At 65.1% G+C, this 15,746-nt stretch carries 12 protein-coding genes; 5 read left to right on the top strand and 7 right to left on the bottom strand.

Annotated features, from left to right (window positions below):
• Position 1 precedes the first annotated feature (1 nt).
• Genes FJQ89_RS00390 through FJQ89_RS00410 form a run of 5 tightly spaced genes read left to right on the top strand, consistent with a single transcriptional unit; the run spans position 2 to position 5,753 of the window.
• A complete protein-coding gene (locus FJQ89_RS00390; RefSeq protein ID WP_141168589.1) occupies positions 2-973 on the top strand; it encodes a hypothetical protein in 972 nt (323 codons plus the stop codon).
• Positions 970-2,745: a vWA domain-containing protein gene (locus FJQ89_RS00395; RefSeq protein WP_141168590.1), complete on the top strand. Its 1,776-nt coding sequence runs from the start codon at positions 970-972 to the stop codon at positions 2,743-2,745. The genes FJQ89_RS00390 and FJQ89_RS00395 overlap by 4 nt, the downstream gene beginning before the upstream one ends.
• A 1-nt stretch (position 2,746) precedes the next feature.
• Complete coding sequence (locus FJQ89_RS00400) at positions 2,747-3,340, top strand: hypothetical protein (protein ID WP_141168591.1); 594 nt, start codon at positions 2,747-2,749, stop codon at positions 3,338-3,340.
• The gene (locus FJQ89_RS00405) at positions 3,337-4,716 is read left to right on the top strand and encodes a phenylacetate--CoA ligase family protein (RefSeq protein ID WP_141168592.1); all 1,380 of its coding nucleotides are present in this window, start codon (positions 3,337-3,339) and stop codon (positions 4,714-4,716) included. The genes FJQ89_RS00400 and FJQ89_RS00405 overlap by 4 nt, the downstream gene beginning before the upstream one ends.
• Positions 4,713-5,753: an AAA family ATPase gene (locus FJQ89_RS00410; protein ID WP_141168593.1), complete on the top strand. Its 1,041-nt coding sequence runs from the start codon at positions 4,713-4,715 to the stop codon at positions 5,751-5,753. Before FJQ89_RS00405 ends, FJQ89_RS00410 begins: the two co-directional genes overlap by 4 nt.
• 99 nt (positions 5,754-5,852) lie before the next feature.
• Here FJQ89_RS00410 and FJQ89_RS00415 read toward each other — a convergent pair whose 3' ends face one another.
• The 7 genes from FJQ89_RS00415 to glpD form a co-directional block, all read right to left on the bottom strand.
• Positions 5,853-6,857: an AraC family transcriptional regulator gene (locus FJQ89_RS00415; RefSeq protein ID WP_205704542.1), complete on the bottom strand. Its 1,005-nt coding sequence runs from the start codon at positions 6,855-6,857 to the stop codon at positions 5,853-5,855.
• A 97-nt stretch (positions 6,858-6,954) separates the two neighbouring features.
• Positions 6,955-9,768 (bottom strand): FAD-binding and (Fe-S)-binding domain-containing protein, encoded by a 2,814-nt coding sequence (locus FJQ89_RS00420; protein ID WP_141168594.1) that lies wholly within the window; start codon positions 9,766-9,768, stop codon positions 6,955-6,957.
• A 112-nt stretch (positions 9,769-9,880) separates the two neighbouring features.
• Positions 9,881-10,783, bottom strand: a complete 903-nt coding sequence (locus FJQ89_RS00425; RefSeq protein WP_141168595.1) for a methylglyoxal synthase — start codon at positions 10,781-10,783, stop codon at positions 9,881-9,883.
• Positions 10,784-10,859: 76 nt separating this feature from the next.
• Entirely contained in the window at positions 10,860-11,441 is a 582-nt protein-coding gene (locus FJQ89_RS00430) for a DJ-1/PfpI family protein (RefSeq protein WP_141168596.1), read from the bottom strand.
• Between the two features lie 108 nt (positions 11,442-11,549).
• Positions 11,550-12,257 carry an MIP/aquaporin family protein gene (locus FJQ89_RS00435; protein ID WP_099759773.1) on the bottom strand — a complete coding sequence of 236 codons (708 nt, stop codon included), beginning with the start codon at positions 12,255-12,257 and terminating at the stop codon, positions 11,550-11,552.
• Positions 12,258-12,299: 42 nt separating this feature from the next.
• Positions 12,300-13,799 (bottom strand): glycerol kinase GlpK, encoded by a 1,500-nt coding sequence (gene glpK, locus FJQ89_RS00440; RefSeq protein WP_141172547.1) that lies wholly within the window; start codon positions 13,797-13,799, stop codon positions 12,300-12,302.
• A 147-nt stretch (positions 13,800-13,946) separates the two neighbouring features.
• Positions 13,947-15,500, bottom strand: coding sequence for a glycerol-3-phosphate dehydrogenase (glpD, locus tag FJQ89_RS00445; protein WP_243136323.1), 1,554 nt, complete (start codon positions 15,498-15,500; stop codon positions 13,947-13,949).
• Positions 15,501-15,746: the final 246 nt, after the last annotated feature.

Genomic DNA, 15,746 nt, shown 5'->3' on the forward strand with positions numbered 1-15,746 from the left:
GATGATTTCTCCCGCCTTTGCCTCGATACTCGCCAGCGGCCGCGCCCAGTTCAATGCGCGCGCGGTGGAAGCGCGCCGGCGCTTTCCCTCGCTCGACATGGCCGCCTTCGGCGCCTTTTTGCACGATGGCGTCGATCCGCTGGTGGTAGCCGTGGCCGCCGCTGCGCCCGAGCGCGTGGGCAGCGCGACCCTGGCCGCCTACGACATGGCCCTGGAGCTGGTGGGCCACGGCCTGGCCGGTCCGGCCGCGAAAAACCCTTTCGTCAATACCGTCTGGCGCGAACTCGCGCCGCGGTTTTCTCCGCTGCTGGCGATGGCCCCCGTCGAGGTACTGGGCATGCTCAGCAACGCCGCCATCCACATAGCCTCCGTGGCCGGTGCGCGGCCCGCGCAGTGGCAGCGCGAGCTGGCTGCCCTGGCAGCGCAGATCGTCACGCTGGCGCAGCTGCGCGCCGTGGGTCAGGTGCTGGCCTGGCGCGCCGGTGTCGCGCATTTCCGCCAGGGCGCGCTGGCCGCCGCCGACACTTTGCCGCCCGCGCTGGCGCTGGCCGCCTTTGGCGAGCCCGGTGCGCAATGGCCGCAGGTGCGTGCGCAGTTGCTGGACTATCCCTGGCGCGGCAATGCCGAGGGCAGGGAGTTCGGTTCCTTTACGGGCCTGGGCGGTGACTTCGGTACGCCGCCGCAGGTGCGCGCCACGGTCGACGGCTTTGTCGTGTGCAGCGGCGAGCGCCATTACCTGCTGGTAGCCGATGCCTATGGCGCCGTGCTGCACAGCGCCACGGCGCAGGAGTTCGAGCAGGCGCAAACGGGCACGCCATCGTCCGTGCGCCTCGATGGCGCGACCGTGCATCTTGGCGCGCGCAGCATCGCGCTCGACCTGCCGGCCGGCGACATTGCGCTTGCCGCGAATGCGCACACGCTGGCCATCACGTCGCCGTGGACGCACGTGATCCGCCTGCTGCCGCTCGCATGAAGAACGCTGCCGACACCACCTTGATCGAGGCCTGGCGCGCCGCCTGGCCCGAGGCGCTGGCCGTGTGGAGCAAATTTACGCGCCTGCGCGACCCCAGCCTGTGCGCCAGCCATGTCGAGGCCAGCAAGCAGGGCTTGTCCGGCAGCTTCGCCATGATCCGCCTGCTGGACCAGAGCGTGGTGGTGGACCTGCCGCTGGTGACGGAACTGGGGCTGGACGACTATGCGCTGGAAATCCTCGCGCATGAAATCGGCCACCACATCCTCGCGCCGGGCAGCGCGAGCGACCAGTTCCGCCTGCTGGCGCGCATGCGCCGCGCCTTGCCGACCCTGGAGCAGCACGCGCCCATGGTGGCCAACCTGTACACGGACCTGTTCATCAACGACCGTTTGCAGCGCCAGGCGAATTTGCGCATGGCCGATATCTACCGCAAGCTGCAGCAGGGGCGCACGGCGCAAGCTGACGCCAAGAACAAGGCCAGCGGCGGCGTATGGACCCTGTACATGCGCATCTATGAAAACCTGTGGCAGCTGGAGAAGGGCGAGCTGGGTGGCGCCAATGTGGATGAGCGCCTGGACACGGACGCCTGGCTGGGCGCGCGCCTGATACGCGTGTATGCGAATGACTGGATGCTGGCGGCGGGCCGTTTCGCCACCTTGCTGCTGCCTTACCTGGTCGAGGATACGGACGCTCTGAACCCGAGTCGCTACCTGCTCGACACGCGCGACGCGGCCCGTGGCTGCCAGACCTATGGCGCGCAGCAGATCGAGGATGACGAGGAGGGCGGCGCCATCCATCCCGTGCACGACAAGCGCATTTCCGGCCTCGATGGCGAGGAGCCGCCGGCCGAGGCGGCTGCCAGATCGGGGGGAGGGCAACTGCGCGAACCGTTCGAGCTGGGTGACATTCTGAAGGCCTCGGGCGTGAACCTGAGCGACCATGAAATCGCCATCCGCTACTACCGCGAGCGGGCCTTGCCGCACCTGGTGGCGTTTCCCAGCCGCCCCGCGCCCGAATCGCAGGAGCCGCAGATGGAAGGGCTGGAAGCGTGGGAGATCGGCGATCCTTTGGCAGACATCGACTGGCTCCAGTCCGTGATGCAGTCGCCGCGCCCTGTGCCGGGCGTGACCACCGTGCGCCGCGTATATGGCCGCGAGCCGGCGCGTGCCATCGACGCCGTGCCCGTCGACCTGGACATGTATGTGGACAGTTCCGGCTCCATGCCGAACCCGCAGGCGCACACCTCGTTCCTGACCCTGGCCGGCGCCGTCATCGCCTTGTCCGCCCTGCGCGCCGGCGCGAAAGTGCAAGTGACCCTGTGGAGCGGCAAGAACGAGGTAATGCAGACGCCAGGTTTTGTGCGCGATGAAGACATGATCCTCGGCGTGCTGACGGAATTCTTTGGCGGCGGCACCTGCTTTCCCATCCACCGCCTGCGCCAGACGTATGCTGCCAAACGCGAACGGCCCGCGCACATTTTGATGATTTCCGACGATGGCATCACCACCATGTTCGACAACGATGAACTGGGCAACAGCGGCTGGGATGTTTCCGCCAAGGCGCTGGCCCAGGGCGGCGCGGGCGGCACCATGGCCTTGAACCTCGAGCGCGACTGGGATGGCGCGGCGGCCAACAAGTGGCTGCAGCAAACCTATGACGATTTAAAGCGCGCACGCCGCGAGCAGGGCTGGGATATCCACGCCGTCGAGCGCTACGAGGACTTGCTGGACTTTGCGCGCGCGTTCAGCCGGCGCCACTATATACAACCATGACATGCAGACTCCCGGACCCCACCTCGAAACCCTGACCCACCGCCTGGCCGACACCCCCGTCGAATTCCTCGCCGAGCCGCGCATCGCCGGTGTCGCCAACGCGCAGGCGGTGGCCGTTGCCGCGCTGGTCAACGACATTTTGCTGCTGCATGGCGCCCGTGCGCCGGCCGCGTCCTTGCAGGGTTTTATCGGCGCGCAGGTGAAGGCGGACCGCAACCGGCTGGCGCTGGCCATGATCCTGTGCTGGCTGCTGGCCGACGACTGGTTCATCGGGCAGCAGCTGCCGCAACCCGCCTTGCTGCAGGTGCTGGGCGAGGCGGCGCGCGAACTGGCCGCCAGTACGCCCGCCCACCAGTTCACGCAAGACCCCGAGCGGCGCGAGGAACTGGCGCGCATCGTGCTGGCGCGCCTGGGCTTTCGGCCGCGCGACGAAAGCGTGGCGCAGTCCACGGACAGGTTGTCCGCCATCAGCGGCACGGAGCGCCGCCGCCTGCTCGAAGCGAGCCGCCTGGCCGAGCAACGCGCGCGCGAAATCCGCGAGGCGCTGGCGAAAAAGGCGGCCGAGGAATCGGCCGACAAGTGGTCGCGCGAATGACGCTCGCTGGCAAACCTGACGTCAATCTGCCGGGCGGCGCCTGGGAATCTGACCGCGACTACTGTCCCACCCTGACGCCGGCGGGCGCGCGCATGCTGGAAAAACTGCGCGGCCATCCTTGCGCGCCCCAGTACCGCAACCGCAGCGGCAACAAGCTGCTGGCCGGGGAGGTCGAAGCGCTGCGCGCCTATGAGCAGGAAGTCATGCAGGCGGTAGTCGCTTGGAGCGCGGCCGCGCCGCCATCCTGGCTGCTCGATTTTCTCAAGGCGACTTACGCCACGGTGCCGTACTACCGCGCCTGCGGTTCGCCGCCTTCTCGCCTGGCGGACGTGGCGCCCATCAGCCGCGCCGAGCTGGCGCACGATATCGCCGCCTTCGTGCCCGACGAGGCGGATCTGGCGCGCATGATTAATTTCCAGACCACGGGCACCACGGGCCACCCGCTGCTGATCGCCTCGCATCCATTGGTGGCGGGGCGCTACCTGGCTTTCCACAAGCGCGCGCTGCGCCGCTTCGGCGTCACCCTGCGCCATGGCGCGGGCCAGGTGGGCGTCATGTTGCTGGGGCACCAGCGCCGCTGCTTCACCTATGTCTCCGTCACGCCGACGATGGACGAATCGGGCCTGGCGAAGATCAATCTGCATCCGGACGACTGGCGTCAACCTGAAGACCGTGCGCGCTATCTCGACGCCATGGCGCCCGAGCTGATCGCGGGCGACCCCATCTCGTTTGCCGAGCTGCTGACCCTGCCCATGACGCACAAGCCGGCCGCGCTGCTGTCGGTCTCGATGATGCTCTTGCCCGGCATGCGCGCGCGCCTGGAACAGCGTTTCGGCTGTCCCGTGCTTGACATCTATTCGCTCAATGAAGTGGGTCCCGTGGCCGTCTACGACGAGCAGGCGGGCGGCCACGTGCTGCTGCAGCACCGGCTGTATGTGGAAATCCTCGATAGTGCGGGCCAGCCCGTGCCGGATGGGACACGCGGCGAAATCACGGTGACGGGCGGTTTTAACTTTTGCCTGCCTCTGGTGCGCTACCGCACGGGCGATTACGCCTCGCTCGTGCATGGCCCGCACGGTCCCGTGCTGGTGGGCCTGGCCGGCCGCAGTCCCGTGCGCTATCGCACGGTCAAGGGCACATGGATCAACAATATCGACATCACGCATGCCCTGAAGCCGCTGGCCATCGCCCTGTACGGCGTGCACCAGCATGGCGATGGCAGCGTCGTGCTGCGCCTGGCGCCGGGCGCCATGCCGCAGGCTGACCGGGCGCGCACCTTGATGGCGCCCTTTTTCGGCGCCATCAAGGTCGAGACTTTGCTGGCGGAAGACAAGATCATTCAATACACCTCGGATTTGCGGGAAGCAGTGGCATGAACCTTTATAAACGCGGCCTCGTGGTGGGCAAATTCTGTCCGCTGCACCTGGGTCATGAATTATTGATACAGCGCGCCACGGACGCGTGCGAGGAACTGCTGGTGGTCAGCTACACCAGGCCTGAATTTCCCGGCCTGGAACCGGCGCGCCGGGAAACCTGGCTGCGCGCGCAGTTCCCGCAGGCCCATATCGTCGTGCTCGACGATGCGCGCCTGGCCGCCCTGTGCGCGGCGCGCGGCGTGCCTGCGCGTGCGCTGCCGCACAACGACGACGAGGGCGACGCGCATCGCCACTTCATGGGTTGGCTGTGCTGGACGGTGCTGGCGCTGCCCGTCGATGCGGTGTTCAGCAGCGAGGATTACGGTCCCGGCTTTGCGCAGGTGCTGGAACGGCAGTACGCGATGGGCGCGGTGGCGCATGTCAGCGTGGATCAGGCGAGAACGCTGGTGCCCGTGTCCGGAACGCGGGTCAGGCAAGACCCGCAGGCCCACAGCGCCTTCCTGTCGCCCGTCGTGCGCGCCGACTTTGTCACGCGGGTGTGCGTGCTGGGGGGCGAATCGAGCGGCAAGACGACCCTGGCCGCCGCGCTGGCAGTGCATTTCGATACCGGCTGGGTGGCCGAGTATGGCCGCGAGCTGTGGGAAAGCCAGGATGGCATTTTGCACTACGACGATCTGCTGAAAATCGGCAGGGAACAGCTCAAGCGTGAAGCTGCCGCTGCCGCACAGGCGCGGCGCTGGCTGTTTTGCGATACCTCGCCCCTGACCACGTATTTTTACTGCGTCGAAATGTTCGGCAGGGCCGAGCAGGAACTGGCGCATCTGGCCGAACATCGTTACGACCTGGTGCTGCTGTGCGCGCCCGACTTTCCCTTCATCCAGGATGGCACGCGCCGCGACGGCGATTTCCGCGCGCGCCAGCATGCGTGGTACAGGGACGAGCTGGCGCGGCGGGGGATCGCGTATGTCGATGTGTCCGGCACGGTCGCAGACAGGGTCGGGCAAGTCGCACAGTTGCTTGCGCGTAGGTCGGATTAGCGTAGCGTAATCCGACAACATTCTTGGCCATGTCCCTGGTGGCGTCGGATTACGCGCTTGCGCGCCTCGGCGGCCCCGCTAATCCGACCTACGCTGTTGTTACAGGGGCCGCACGGGAATGCAGATCTCGCAAGAGAATTCGCCGGTGGCCGGGTCCATTGCCGTGGCGGCGGAAAAGCGCTCGAAGCAGGGGCGCTCGTCCCACTGCAGGCCGCTGGCCGGCAGCCATTCGCGCGTCATGCGCGTCCACGTCTCGGCGATGGCGCTGGACGGCCCTTTGAACTGCGTTACCGCATAGCGCCCGCCGGGCAGGGTGGTGATGCTGGCCCGGCCACCCGCCTGGAATCCATCTGGCAAGGCGACGCAGGCGTCGTAGCGGCATTTGTCCGGCGGCGTGATGCTGGGATCGTCATGGCCGACGCCGTAGCAGGTGGCATCGGCCAGGCCGTGCGACTGCATCCACGGCGCGACGGTGTCGCGCCAGAAGGCGCCGATGGCGGGGCCGTAGGGGCCGATATGGCGCTGGCACGCCACGCTGGCGGGCGGCAGGTCGAGGATGGTAACTTGCATGGGAGTCTCTCTGTAAAATGGATTGGAGTACCCATGGTGCTGGAAGTTCGGCCCGTTTTCCTGATCCGCATTGCGCATGGCCTGATCCGGATTGCTATCTTGCCGGCGCTGGCGCATGGCCGTGAGCATGGACGCGTTTTTCGCGCCAACGCCGGCGCGCCAGGCTGTCGGGGTACAGCCGAATTTCAGTTTGAAGGCGCGCGCAAACGCTTCGCCGGAACCGAAGCCCGTCGCCAGGGCAATGTCCAGTATCGCTTCGTCGGCGCGGCAGGCCAGCCGCAAGGCGGCCGTTTCCAGGCGCCGGCGGCGCGCGTAGTCGCCCAGCGTCTCGCCCATCCATGCGGCGAACACGCGGTGAAAGTGGAAGCGCGAAAAATGCGCGACGTCGGCCAGTTGTGCCAGGTCCAGCGGCGTGTCGAGGTGGCGGTCGATATGATCGAGCACGGCATTCATGCGCCGCGCATATTCGGCGCGAAACTGGCCGCGGAACTGGTCAGATACCGGCTGCTCAGGGGGAGTAGGAGGAGAAGACATGCCGCCGATTATGGCATGAAGTCCCCTCCGTGCGGTTTGCAACAGGGCCTCCGGCCGCGTTCAAGGCCGGTGCCAGCTCGTTGTGCCAGTCGTCGATTTATGCCGGCAGTGATACATGGCCCGCTGGTCGGCTGCACAGTTCCAATAGCCAGGCGATCGAGCGATACGGGCGGCCCGTTTCGGACGAGAGCCCGATCTCGCAAGTGCGGTTGGTCGATACGCCGCAGCCGCAGCCGGCCGGCAGCTCGGCCTCGATCTTGCGCAGCGCGTGGCGGTTCAGTTCAGGCGCCGCGAAGCCCAGGTCGCCGCCGAAACCGCAGCAGCCCACGCTGGCCGGCTGCACGATCTGTTCGGCACAGGCGCTCATCACGGCCCGCAGTTTTTTGTCTGAACCGCTTTTTTGAACCGAGCAATTGATATGCAAGGCAATCGGGCCAGCCTGTTTGACCAGGCTGAGCTTGGGCAGCAAGGCGTCATGCGCAAATTCATGGAAATCGGACACGCTCAGGCGGCCGGCCATCTTTTGTTGCAGGCGCAGGGTGCAGGCGCTGGCATCGGTGACGATACGATAGCGCCCGTTTTCGGAGGCTTCGGCCAGTGCCGCTTCCAGCCGCATGGCGCTGGCATCGGCTTGTTCCGTCATGCCCTTGCTGGCCAACATCTGGCCGCAGCACAGTTGTTCGACGCCGCGCGGTAGCCGTGGCGCGTAGCCGGCGCGCTGCAGCAATGTCTGGATCACCTCGGGCAGCGGCGTTTCGCCGGCCTGATCCGGTCCAAAGATGCGGCTGGCGCAACTGGGGAAATACACCACCGGTTCGCCCGGGCCGGGAGCATGCTGCGTCACTTTGGCGGCGGCGCGCGGCATGCTGCGGCGCCAGGCACCGCCCGACACCGTGGCCAGCGTCCGTTCGCCGACGATGCCGGCGGCGCCATGCCCAAGCCGCAATCCCAGCCGCGCGAGCAGGGCGACGGCACCGAAATGGTCGCCGCTCCAGCGCCCGATACGGCGCGCCGCGCCGCTGTGCCGGCGGCCGCGCAAATCGCGCACCAGGGCGCCGGTATCGATGCCGACCGGGCAGGCGCTGGCGCACAGGCTGCAACCGGCGCAGGTGCCCAGTCCCATGTACACGTAGTCCTCGGCCAGTTTGCCGGGGGCCTCGCCGGCCAGTTCACGCCGCGACATTTCGCGCCAGGCGATGATGCGCTGGCGCGGCGACAGCGTGAGCTGATGCGAGGGACACTTCGGCTCGCAAAAGCCGCATTCTATGCATTTGTCGACCAATGCCGACGCGCTCGGCAGTGGCTTGAGATGCTCAAGATGGGCTGTGGGATTGTCGTTGAGGATGACGCCGGGATTGAGCAAGCCGGCCGGGTCGAAGCTTTGTTTGATGCGGTACATCAGGGCGGTCGCCTCGCGGCCCCATTCCAGCTCGACGAAAGGCGCCATATTGCGTCCGGTGCCATGTTCGGCCTTCAGCGAGCCGTGGTACTTGTTCACTACCAGGTCGCACAGCGCCTCCATCAGGCGGCGGTAGCGCTGCACTTCCTGCGCCTGGCCGAAATCCTGCGTGAATACGAAGTGCAGATTGCCTTCGAGCGCGTGGCCGAAAATGACCGCCTCGTGGTATGCGTACTGGCGCAACAAGGCTTGCAAATCGAGCGTCGCGGCGGCCAGCGAATCGAGCGGGAAGGCGACATCTTCGATGATGACGGTGGTGCCTGTCGCGCGCATCGCCCCCACGCTGGGGAAGATGCCCTTGCGTACGTTCCAGTAGATGTCGCATTGCGCCGGGTCGCCCGAAAAGCGCGCCGGTTCTATCGTGTCAAACGCTTGCAGCGCTGCCAGTGCCGCCGCCACGCCGCGTTCCAGGGCCGCTTCGTCGCCACCGCGTACTTCGATCAGCAGGGCGGCCGCGCCGGTGTCCAGTTGCCGCAGCATCGGCGGCAGGCCGGCCTTGTTCTCGACCGAGCGCAGCGCGGCGCGGTCGAGCAACTCCACCGCTGACACGGCCAGTGGCTTGAGCGCCAGCACGGCGGCGCAGGCGCCGCCGATGTCGGCGAAAAAAACCAGCGCGCTGGCCTTGTGCCGGTGTTCCGGCACGGTGTCGTAGGTGATGCTGGAAATGAAGCCGAGCGTGCCTTCCGAGCCTATCATCAGATGGCACAGGATGTCGATCGGATCGTCGAAGTCGACCAGCGCGTTCAGGCTGTATCCGGTCGTGTTCTTGATCTTGTATTTGCGCCGGATCAGGGCCGCCAGCGCCAGGTTTGCGCGCGTTTCCCGGCCCAGCTGCGCCAGCGTCGACAGCAGTGCGCCGTGACTGGCTTGAAAGGCGGCGACACTGAGCGGGTCGGCGCTGTCGAGGAGGGCGCCATCGGCCAGCATCACGCGCATCGCGCGCAGGGTGCGGTAACTGTTTTGCGAGGTGCCGCAGCACATGCCCGAGGCATTGTTGGCGGCGATGCCGCCGATCTTGCAGGTGGCGATCGAGGCCGGATCGGGGCCGATCTTGCGGCCCAGCGGCGCCAGGCGGCGATTCACTTCGGCGCCTATCATGCCCGGCCCCAGTCGCACGCTCAGCGCGCCGTCGTCCTGCGCATAGGTCGCGAAGCCGTCGCCCAGCAACACCAGGATGCCGTCGCTCACGGCTTGCCCGGACAGGCTGGTGCCGGCGGCGCGGAAGGTCAGGTGCATCTGATGCCGGCGCGCCACCTGCAGCACATGCGCCACGTCGGCCTCGTCTTCCGCCACGACGACCACCTGGGGCAGCATGCGGTAGAAACTGGCGTCGCTGCCCCAGCTCAGGCGGCGCAGTTCATCGGTGATGACGCGCGCGTCCGGCAAGCGTGCACGCAGCGCCGCGATCAAGGCCGGGTTCGGGGTGGTGGATGCGGTGTTCGATCGGTTCATGCTGGCGTACTCCTGTTTATTAGCTTCGGCAAGACAGAAGCCACTACCATCATGGCCTTGCCATGCTCATTGTTATCGCTGACATGCCAGCGCTTCCGTTCCGCACGGGCGTTCAGGACACCCGCTTGCAGCGCAGGGCCAGCAAATTGAGCCAGCGTTCCACGCCTTTCACATCGCTGCTGCACGATGCGTAGTCGGTGACCGTGCGCGCCGCGCGTTCAAGCAGTTGAATGTCCGCCTCGTGCTGGCGCGCCACATGCGGGTCTTCGAGAAACAGCACGCGGCGGCATTGGCGGTTCAGAATCAGCTCGGCAATTTGTGCATCGCCGCCCAGGGGGCCGCTGCGGAAAGGTCGCACCCAGTTGCGGCCGGCCTTTTCTCCCTTGATCTTTTGCGCCAGCTGATTGAGCAAACCGCCTGTGGTGCCGGTGGCGCAGCGCATCGCGAAGCTGTCCAGCAATGCGAAATGCCGCTCCGCCAAGGCCAGCATGCAGCCTTTCATCGCGTCGTGCGCAATCAGGGCGATGCTTTCATTGGCCAGGTCAAAGGTGGAATCGAGCGTCGCATCGGGCGCCGCGCCAACGGCCGCCGCTTCCAGTTCGAGCCACTCCCTGGCGCCGGCCAGGGTCGACAGGAATGGTTTGCCATGGATGACGCATTGACGTTTCAAGGCCAGCGCTTCGGGAAAATTGGACGACGGGTCAAGCGGGTCCATCAGGTAAATCACCGCGTCCAGCGCCTTGGCCGGATCGCTCTCGACGACGCGCGACACGAGCATCATCAGGCCACCTTCGCGGCCATATGGAAAGCGCTCGATCGACGGGTAGTGCGGCAGCAAACCGTGGCTCAGGATGGCGTCGAGGGTTCTGCCCACGACGACGAATTGCGGCTGCAGGTGGTTTTCGATCGCCGCCTGCCCACCCTGGAACAGGCGCACCAGGGCCGAGTCGGCGGCATCCTGATGCGCCCGGTTTGCAGCCAGACCGATTCTGTAGCGGGGGGAACTCAAGGGCATGATGGTTCGGCTTTCAAGGCGGCGCTGCGGGTGGCCCCGCGTCCGGAAAGGGCGCGAGGCCAATCTTTGTCACGGATCAGAGCGTGATGGCTGTTCCCAGTTGCTGCAGAAATTGCGCCAGCCATTGCGGATGCGCGGGCCATGCCGGCGCCGTGACGAAACCGCCATCGGTGACTGCCTGGTCCACTGCAATGTCGGCATAGTCGCCGCCGGCCAGGCGCACTTCCGGCGCGCACGCGGGATACGCCGCAATGCGTTTTCCGCGGATGACATCGGCGGCCACCAGCACTTGCGCGCCATGACAGATGGCCGCGATCGGTTTGTCGGCGGCGGCGAATTGGCGCACGATCTCGATCACGCGCGGGTTCAGGCGCAGATATTCCGGCGCGCGACCACCGGTGATCATCAGGGCGTCGTAGTTGTCCACCTCGACTTCGTCGAAGCTGGCATTGAGCGCAAACAGATGCCCCGGCTTCTCGGTATAGGTCTGGTCGCCCTCGAAGTCGTGAATCGCGGTCTTGATCTTGTCGCCGCTCTTCTTGCCCGGGCAGACGGCATGCACCGTGTGGCCGACCATCTGCAATGCCTGGAACGGCACCATCATTTCATAATCTTCCGCAAAATCGCCGGTCAAAAACAAGATTTTTTTCGCTGCCATGTGTGTCTCCTGGTGAAAGTGCCTGCTCCACGCCGCGTCGGCCGTGCGTTGTCATCCGTCCTGCATGGCAAGACGGTCCTGTACTGCAGACGCGGGGGAGTAGTGGAATTAAGATTTATAGTTGTACAGCAGTGCCGCCAGGACGGCGCCCAGCAGCGGGCCGACGACCGGTACCCAGGCATAGCGCCAATCGCTGTCGCGCTTGCCCGGGATGGGCAGAATCGCGTGCATGATGCGCGGACCGAAGTCGCGCGCCGGGCTCATCGCGTAACCGGTGGTGCCGCCGAGCGACACGCCGATGCCCAGCACCAGCAGGGCGACCGGCAAGGCACTCATGGCGCCCAGTCCGAAGCTCGGCGCCGCCATGTTCAGCACGGCAAACACGAGGACGAAGGTGGCGATCATTTCGGAAGCGAGGCTGCCGAAGGTGCCACGGATCGCCGGGCCGGTGCAAAAGACCGCCAGTTTGGTGTCGCCATCGGAGGTGGCCTCGAAGTGCTTGTAGTAGATGACCCATACCAGAAACGCCCCCATCATGCCACCGAGCATCTGCATGGCGACATAGGCGGGGACATTTGCCCAGGGAAATTTCCCGACCACTGCCAGCGCCACGGTCACCACCGGATTGAGGTGGCCGCCGCTGGCGGTGGCGGTGCACAGCACGGCGACAAAGACCGCCATCGCCCAGCCGATGGCGATCACGATCAGGCCGCTGTTGTGGCCCTTGGTTTTTTGCAGGATGACGTTGGCGACCACGCCATTGCCCAGCAGGACGAGCAAGGTGGTGCCGATGAATTCGGCGAATAAAGGATGCATGTGAAACTTCCAGTGAGGTGGCGGGGATGGGCTTGTGGTCGATCAGACCGCATCGGCCCAGGCTTTGCTGGCGTTGACAGCACGCTGCCATCCCTGTATGTGGCTCTTCACTGTGTTCGCGTCGAGCGCCGGCGTGAAACGGCGGTCCAGTTTCCATTGGTCCTGTATGTCGCTGACATCCTTCCAGTAGCCGACCGCCAGGCCGGCCAGATACGCCGCGCCCAGGGCCGTCGTTTCGGTGATTTGCGGGCGTACCACGTCCACGCCGAGCAGGTCCGACTGGAATTGCATCAACAAATCGTTGGCCACCGCGCCGCCGTCGACGCGCAATTCGGTGATCTTGCCGCCCAAGTCGGCTTCCATGGCCTTCAATACGTCCAGCGACTGGTAGGCGATGCTGTCGAGCGCAGCGCGCGCGATGTGGGCTGACGTGGTGCCGCGCGTCACGCCGAACAGCGTGCCGCGGGCGCGCGGATTCCAATGCGGTGCGCCGAGGCCGGCGAAGGCCGGCACCAGATAGACGCCGTCGCCATGCGGCACCGAGCGTGCCAGCTCCTCGATTTCAGAGGCGCTCTTGATGATGCCGAGCCCGTCGCGCAGCCATTGCACGACCGCGCCGCCGATGAAAATGCTGCCTTCGAGCGCGTAGTTGACTTGATCGCCGATCTGCCACGCGATCGTGGTGACGAGATTGTTCTTCGATTCGATCGGTTTGTCGCCCGTGTTCATCACCAGGAAGCAACCTGTGCCGTAGGTGTTCTTGACCATGCCTGGCTTGGTGCACATCTGGCCGAACAGCGCCGCGTGCTGGTCGCCGGCGATACCGGCCAGTGGCACGGCGGAGGCGAACAAGGTGGTTTTGGTGGTGCCGTAGACGGCGGAAGAAGGATGGACTTCCGGCAGCATGCTGCGCGGGATATCCATCATGGCCAGCAACTCGTCGTCCCATTTCAGCGTGTGGATATTGAACAGCATGGTGCGCGAGGCGTTGGTGACATCGGTGACGTGCAGTCCCTGCTGCGAGAGATTCCAGACTAGCCAGCTGTCGACAGTGCCGAAGGCGAGCTTGCCCTGGTTGGCGCGTTCGCGCGCCCCTGGCACATTGTCGAGTATCCAGCGGATCTTGGTTGCAGAGAAATACGAATCGATCGGCAAACCGGTTTTTTCCCGCACGATGGCTTCGAGGCCGCGGCCTTTCAGTTCATCGCAGAAATCGGCCGTGCGGCGGTCTTGCCAGACGATGGCGTTGTACACCGGGCGGCCCGTCTCGCGGTCCCACACGATGGTCGTTTCGCGCTGGTTGGTGATGCCGATGGCGGCGATCGATGCGCCATTCAGTCCCGCGTGCGTGACGGCTTCGGCGGCGACGCCGGCCTGCGTCGACCAGATATCCTGCGGGTCATGTTCGACCCAACCTGGCTGCGGATATATTTGCGGGAATTCCTTTTGCGCCACCGAGACGATGTTGCCGGCCCGATCAAACAATACTGCGCGTGAGCTTGTCGTTCCCTGATCGAGCGCAAGAATGTATTGGTCCTTCATCGCCATTTTCTGCATGTCTTCTTCTCCGTCTATAGTTGATTTTTTTTGCCGGTCTTTGCCGCGCCGGTCACTCGGTAAAACTGTCATCCCGTGTCCAAGGAGATGGCCCGGGCAAGGCAAAGCTGCCTGGCTCTCAGGCTAATTTTTTCAAGTGCTCATCTCAGGCATCGACATCTGTTTGATCCATTCCTCCAGACGCGCCACATGCCGCGGCTGGCAATACAAGCCGCATTTGGTTCTGCGCCAAAGGATGTCTTCGGCGCAGCGCGCCCATTCCACCTCAAACAGATAGCGCGCTTCCTGTTCGTACACGCCGGGCGTCAGCTCCTCGCCCAGATCCGTCATATTCTTTGCCGTGCCGAGCATGCGCCTGGCGCGGGTGCCGTAACAGCGCGCATAACGTTGCGCCAGCTTGCCCGGCAGCCATGGGTACTGGGCGTGCAGCTGTTGTGCAAAGCGCGCGAAGTCGATGTTCTCAACCAGTGCGTCCGCTTGCTGCAGGTCGCCGCCCGGCAACGGTGCCGAGGCGGTCCAGTCCGGTGCATCGACGCCCAGGCGCGGCTGCAGCATGGCCAGCGCTTCTTCCGACAGTTTCCGGTAAGTGGTGATCTTGCCGCCCCAGATATTGAGGAAGGGGGCGGTGTTCGGGTCGCATTCGAGCAGGTAGTCGCGCGTCACCGCCGAGGCGTTTTGCGCGCTGTCGTCGAGCAGCGGCCGCACCCCGGAATAGGTCCAGACCACGTCGCTCGGTGCAATCTGTTTGGTGAAGTAACGGTTGGCCACCTCGCACAGGTAGCTCACTTCGCCGTCGCTGATCGTCACCTTGCCGGGCGCGCCGGTGTATTCGAGGTCGGTGGTGCCGATCAGGGTGAACTCGTCCTGATAGGGAATGGCGAAGATGATGCGTTTGTCCTGGTTCTGGAAAATATATGCGTAGGGATGATCGAACAGGCGCGGCACGATGATGTGGCTGCCCTTGACCAGTCGCAGGCCGTGCGTATTGCTCACGCCCGAGGCGGCGTTGGCAAATTGCGCGGTCCAGGGGCCGGCGGCGTTGACGATGGCGCGCGCCGTCACCTCGATGCGGCCATGCTGCTCGCTCTCCAGTGTGGCGTGCCAGCCCTGGCCTTCCTGGCGTACCGCCGCGCAGCGGGTGCGGGTCAGGATGTTGGCGCCGCGTTCGCTGGCGTCCAGCGCATTGAGCACCACCAGGCGCGCATCGTCCACCCAGCCGTCGGAGTAGACGAAGCCCTTGCGGAAATCGCCTTTCAGCGGGCCGCCCGCCACGTGCTGGCGCAGCGACACGCCTTGCGAGGCTGGCAGGAAAGCGCGTCGCGCCAGATGGTCATACAGGAACAGTCCGGCACGGATCATCCAGGCCGGCCGTTGTCCGGCGTCGTGCGGCATGACGAAGCGCAGCGGCCACATGATGTGCGGTGCCGTGCGCAACAGCAATTCGCGTTCCTGCAAGGCCTTGCGCACCAGCTTGAATTCGTAATACTCAAGGTAACGCAGGCCGCCGTGTATCAGTTTGGTGCTGGCCGAGGACGTGTGCTGGGCCAGATCGTGCTGCTCGCACAGGATGACGCGCAAACCGCGGCCGGCCGCATCGCGCGCGATACCGACGCCGTTGATGCCGCCGCCGACGATTAAAAGATCACAGTCCTGTTGCGCTAGCTGCTTGATTGTCGATTGCATCATGATCCTGGAGGTGGTGATAGGCCGCTATGGGCTATAAAAAATGCATGGTTTCAGGTGTTTCTCATCCCGCTACGCAGTCGCTGCCATGCGCCTGCCTGCCACTGCCATGGGCGCATCCGGGCGTTCATGCGAACAGGAAGAGAACTGCGCTGAAGTGAAGAATAACGCGCTTTTTTTTTGTTTATTTTACGCACGTTCGAAAATTTAACAACATCTAATTATTCTTTTTTGTTCGTTTCGATTCGT

The organism is Janthinobacterium tructae, from assembly GCF_006517255.1.
Lineage (GTDB): Bacteria > Pseudomonadota > Gammaproteobacteria > Burkholderiales > Burkholderiaceae_D > Janthinobacterium > Janthinobacterium tructae.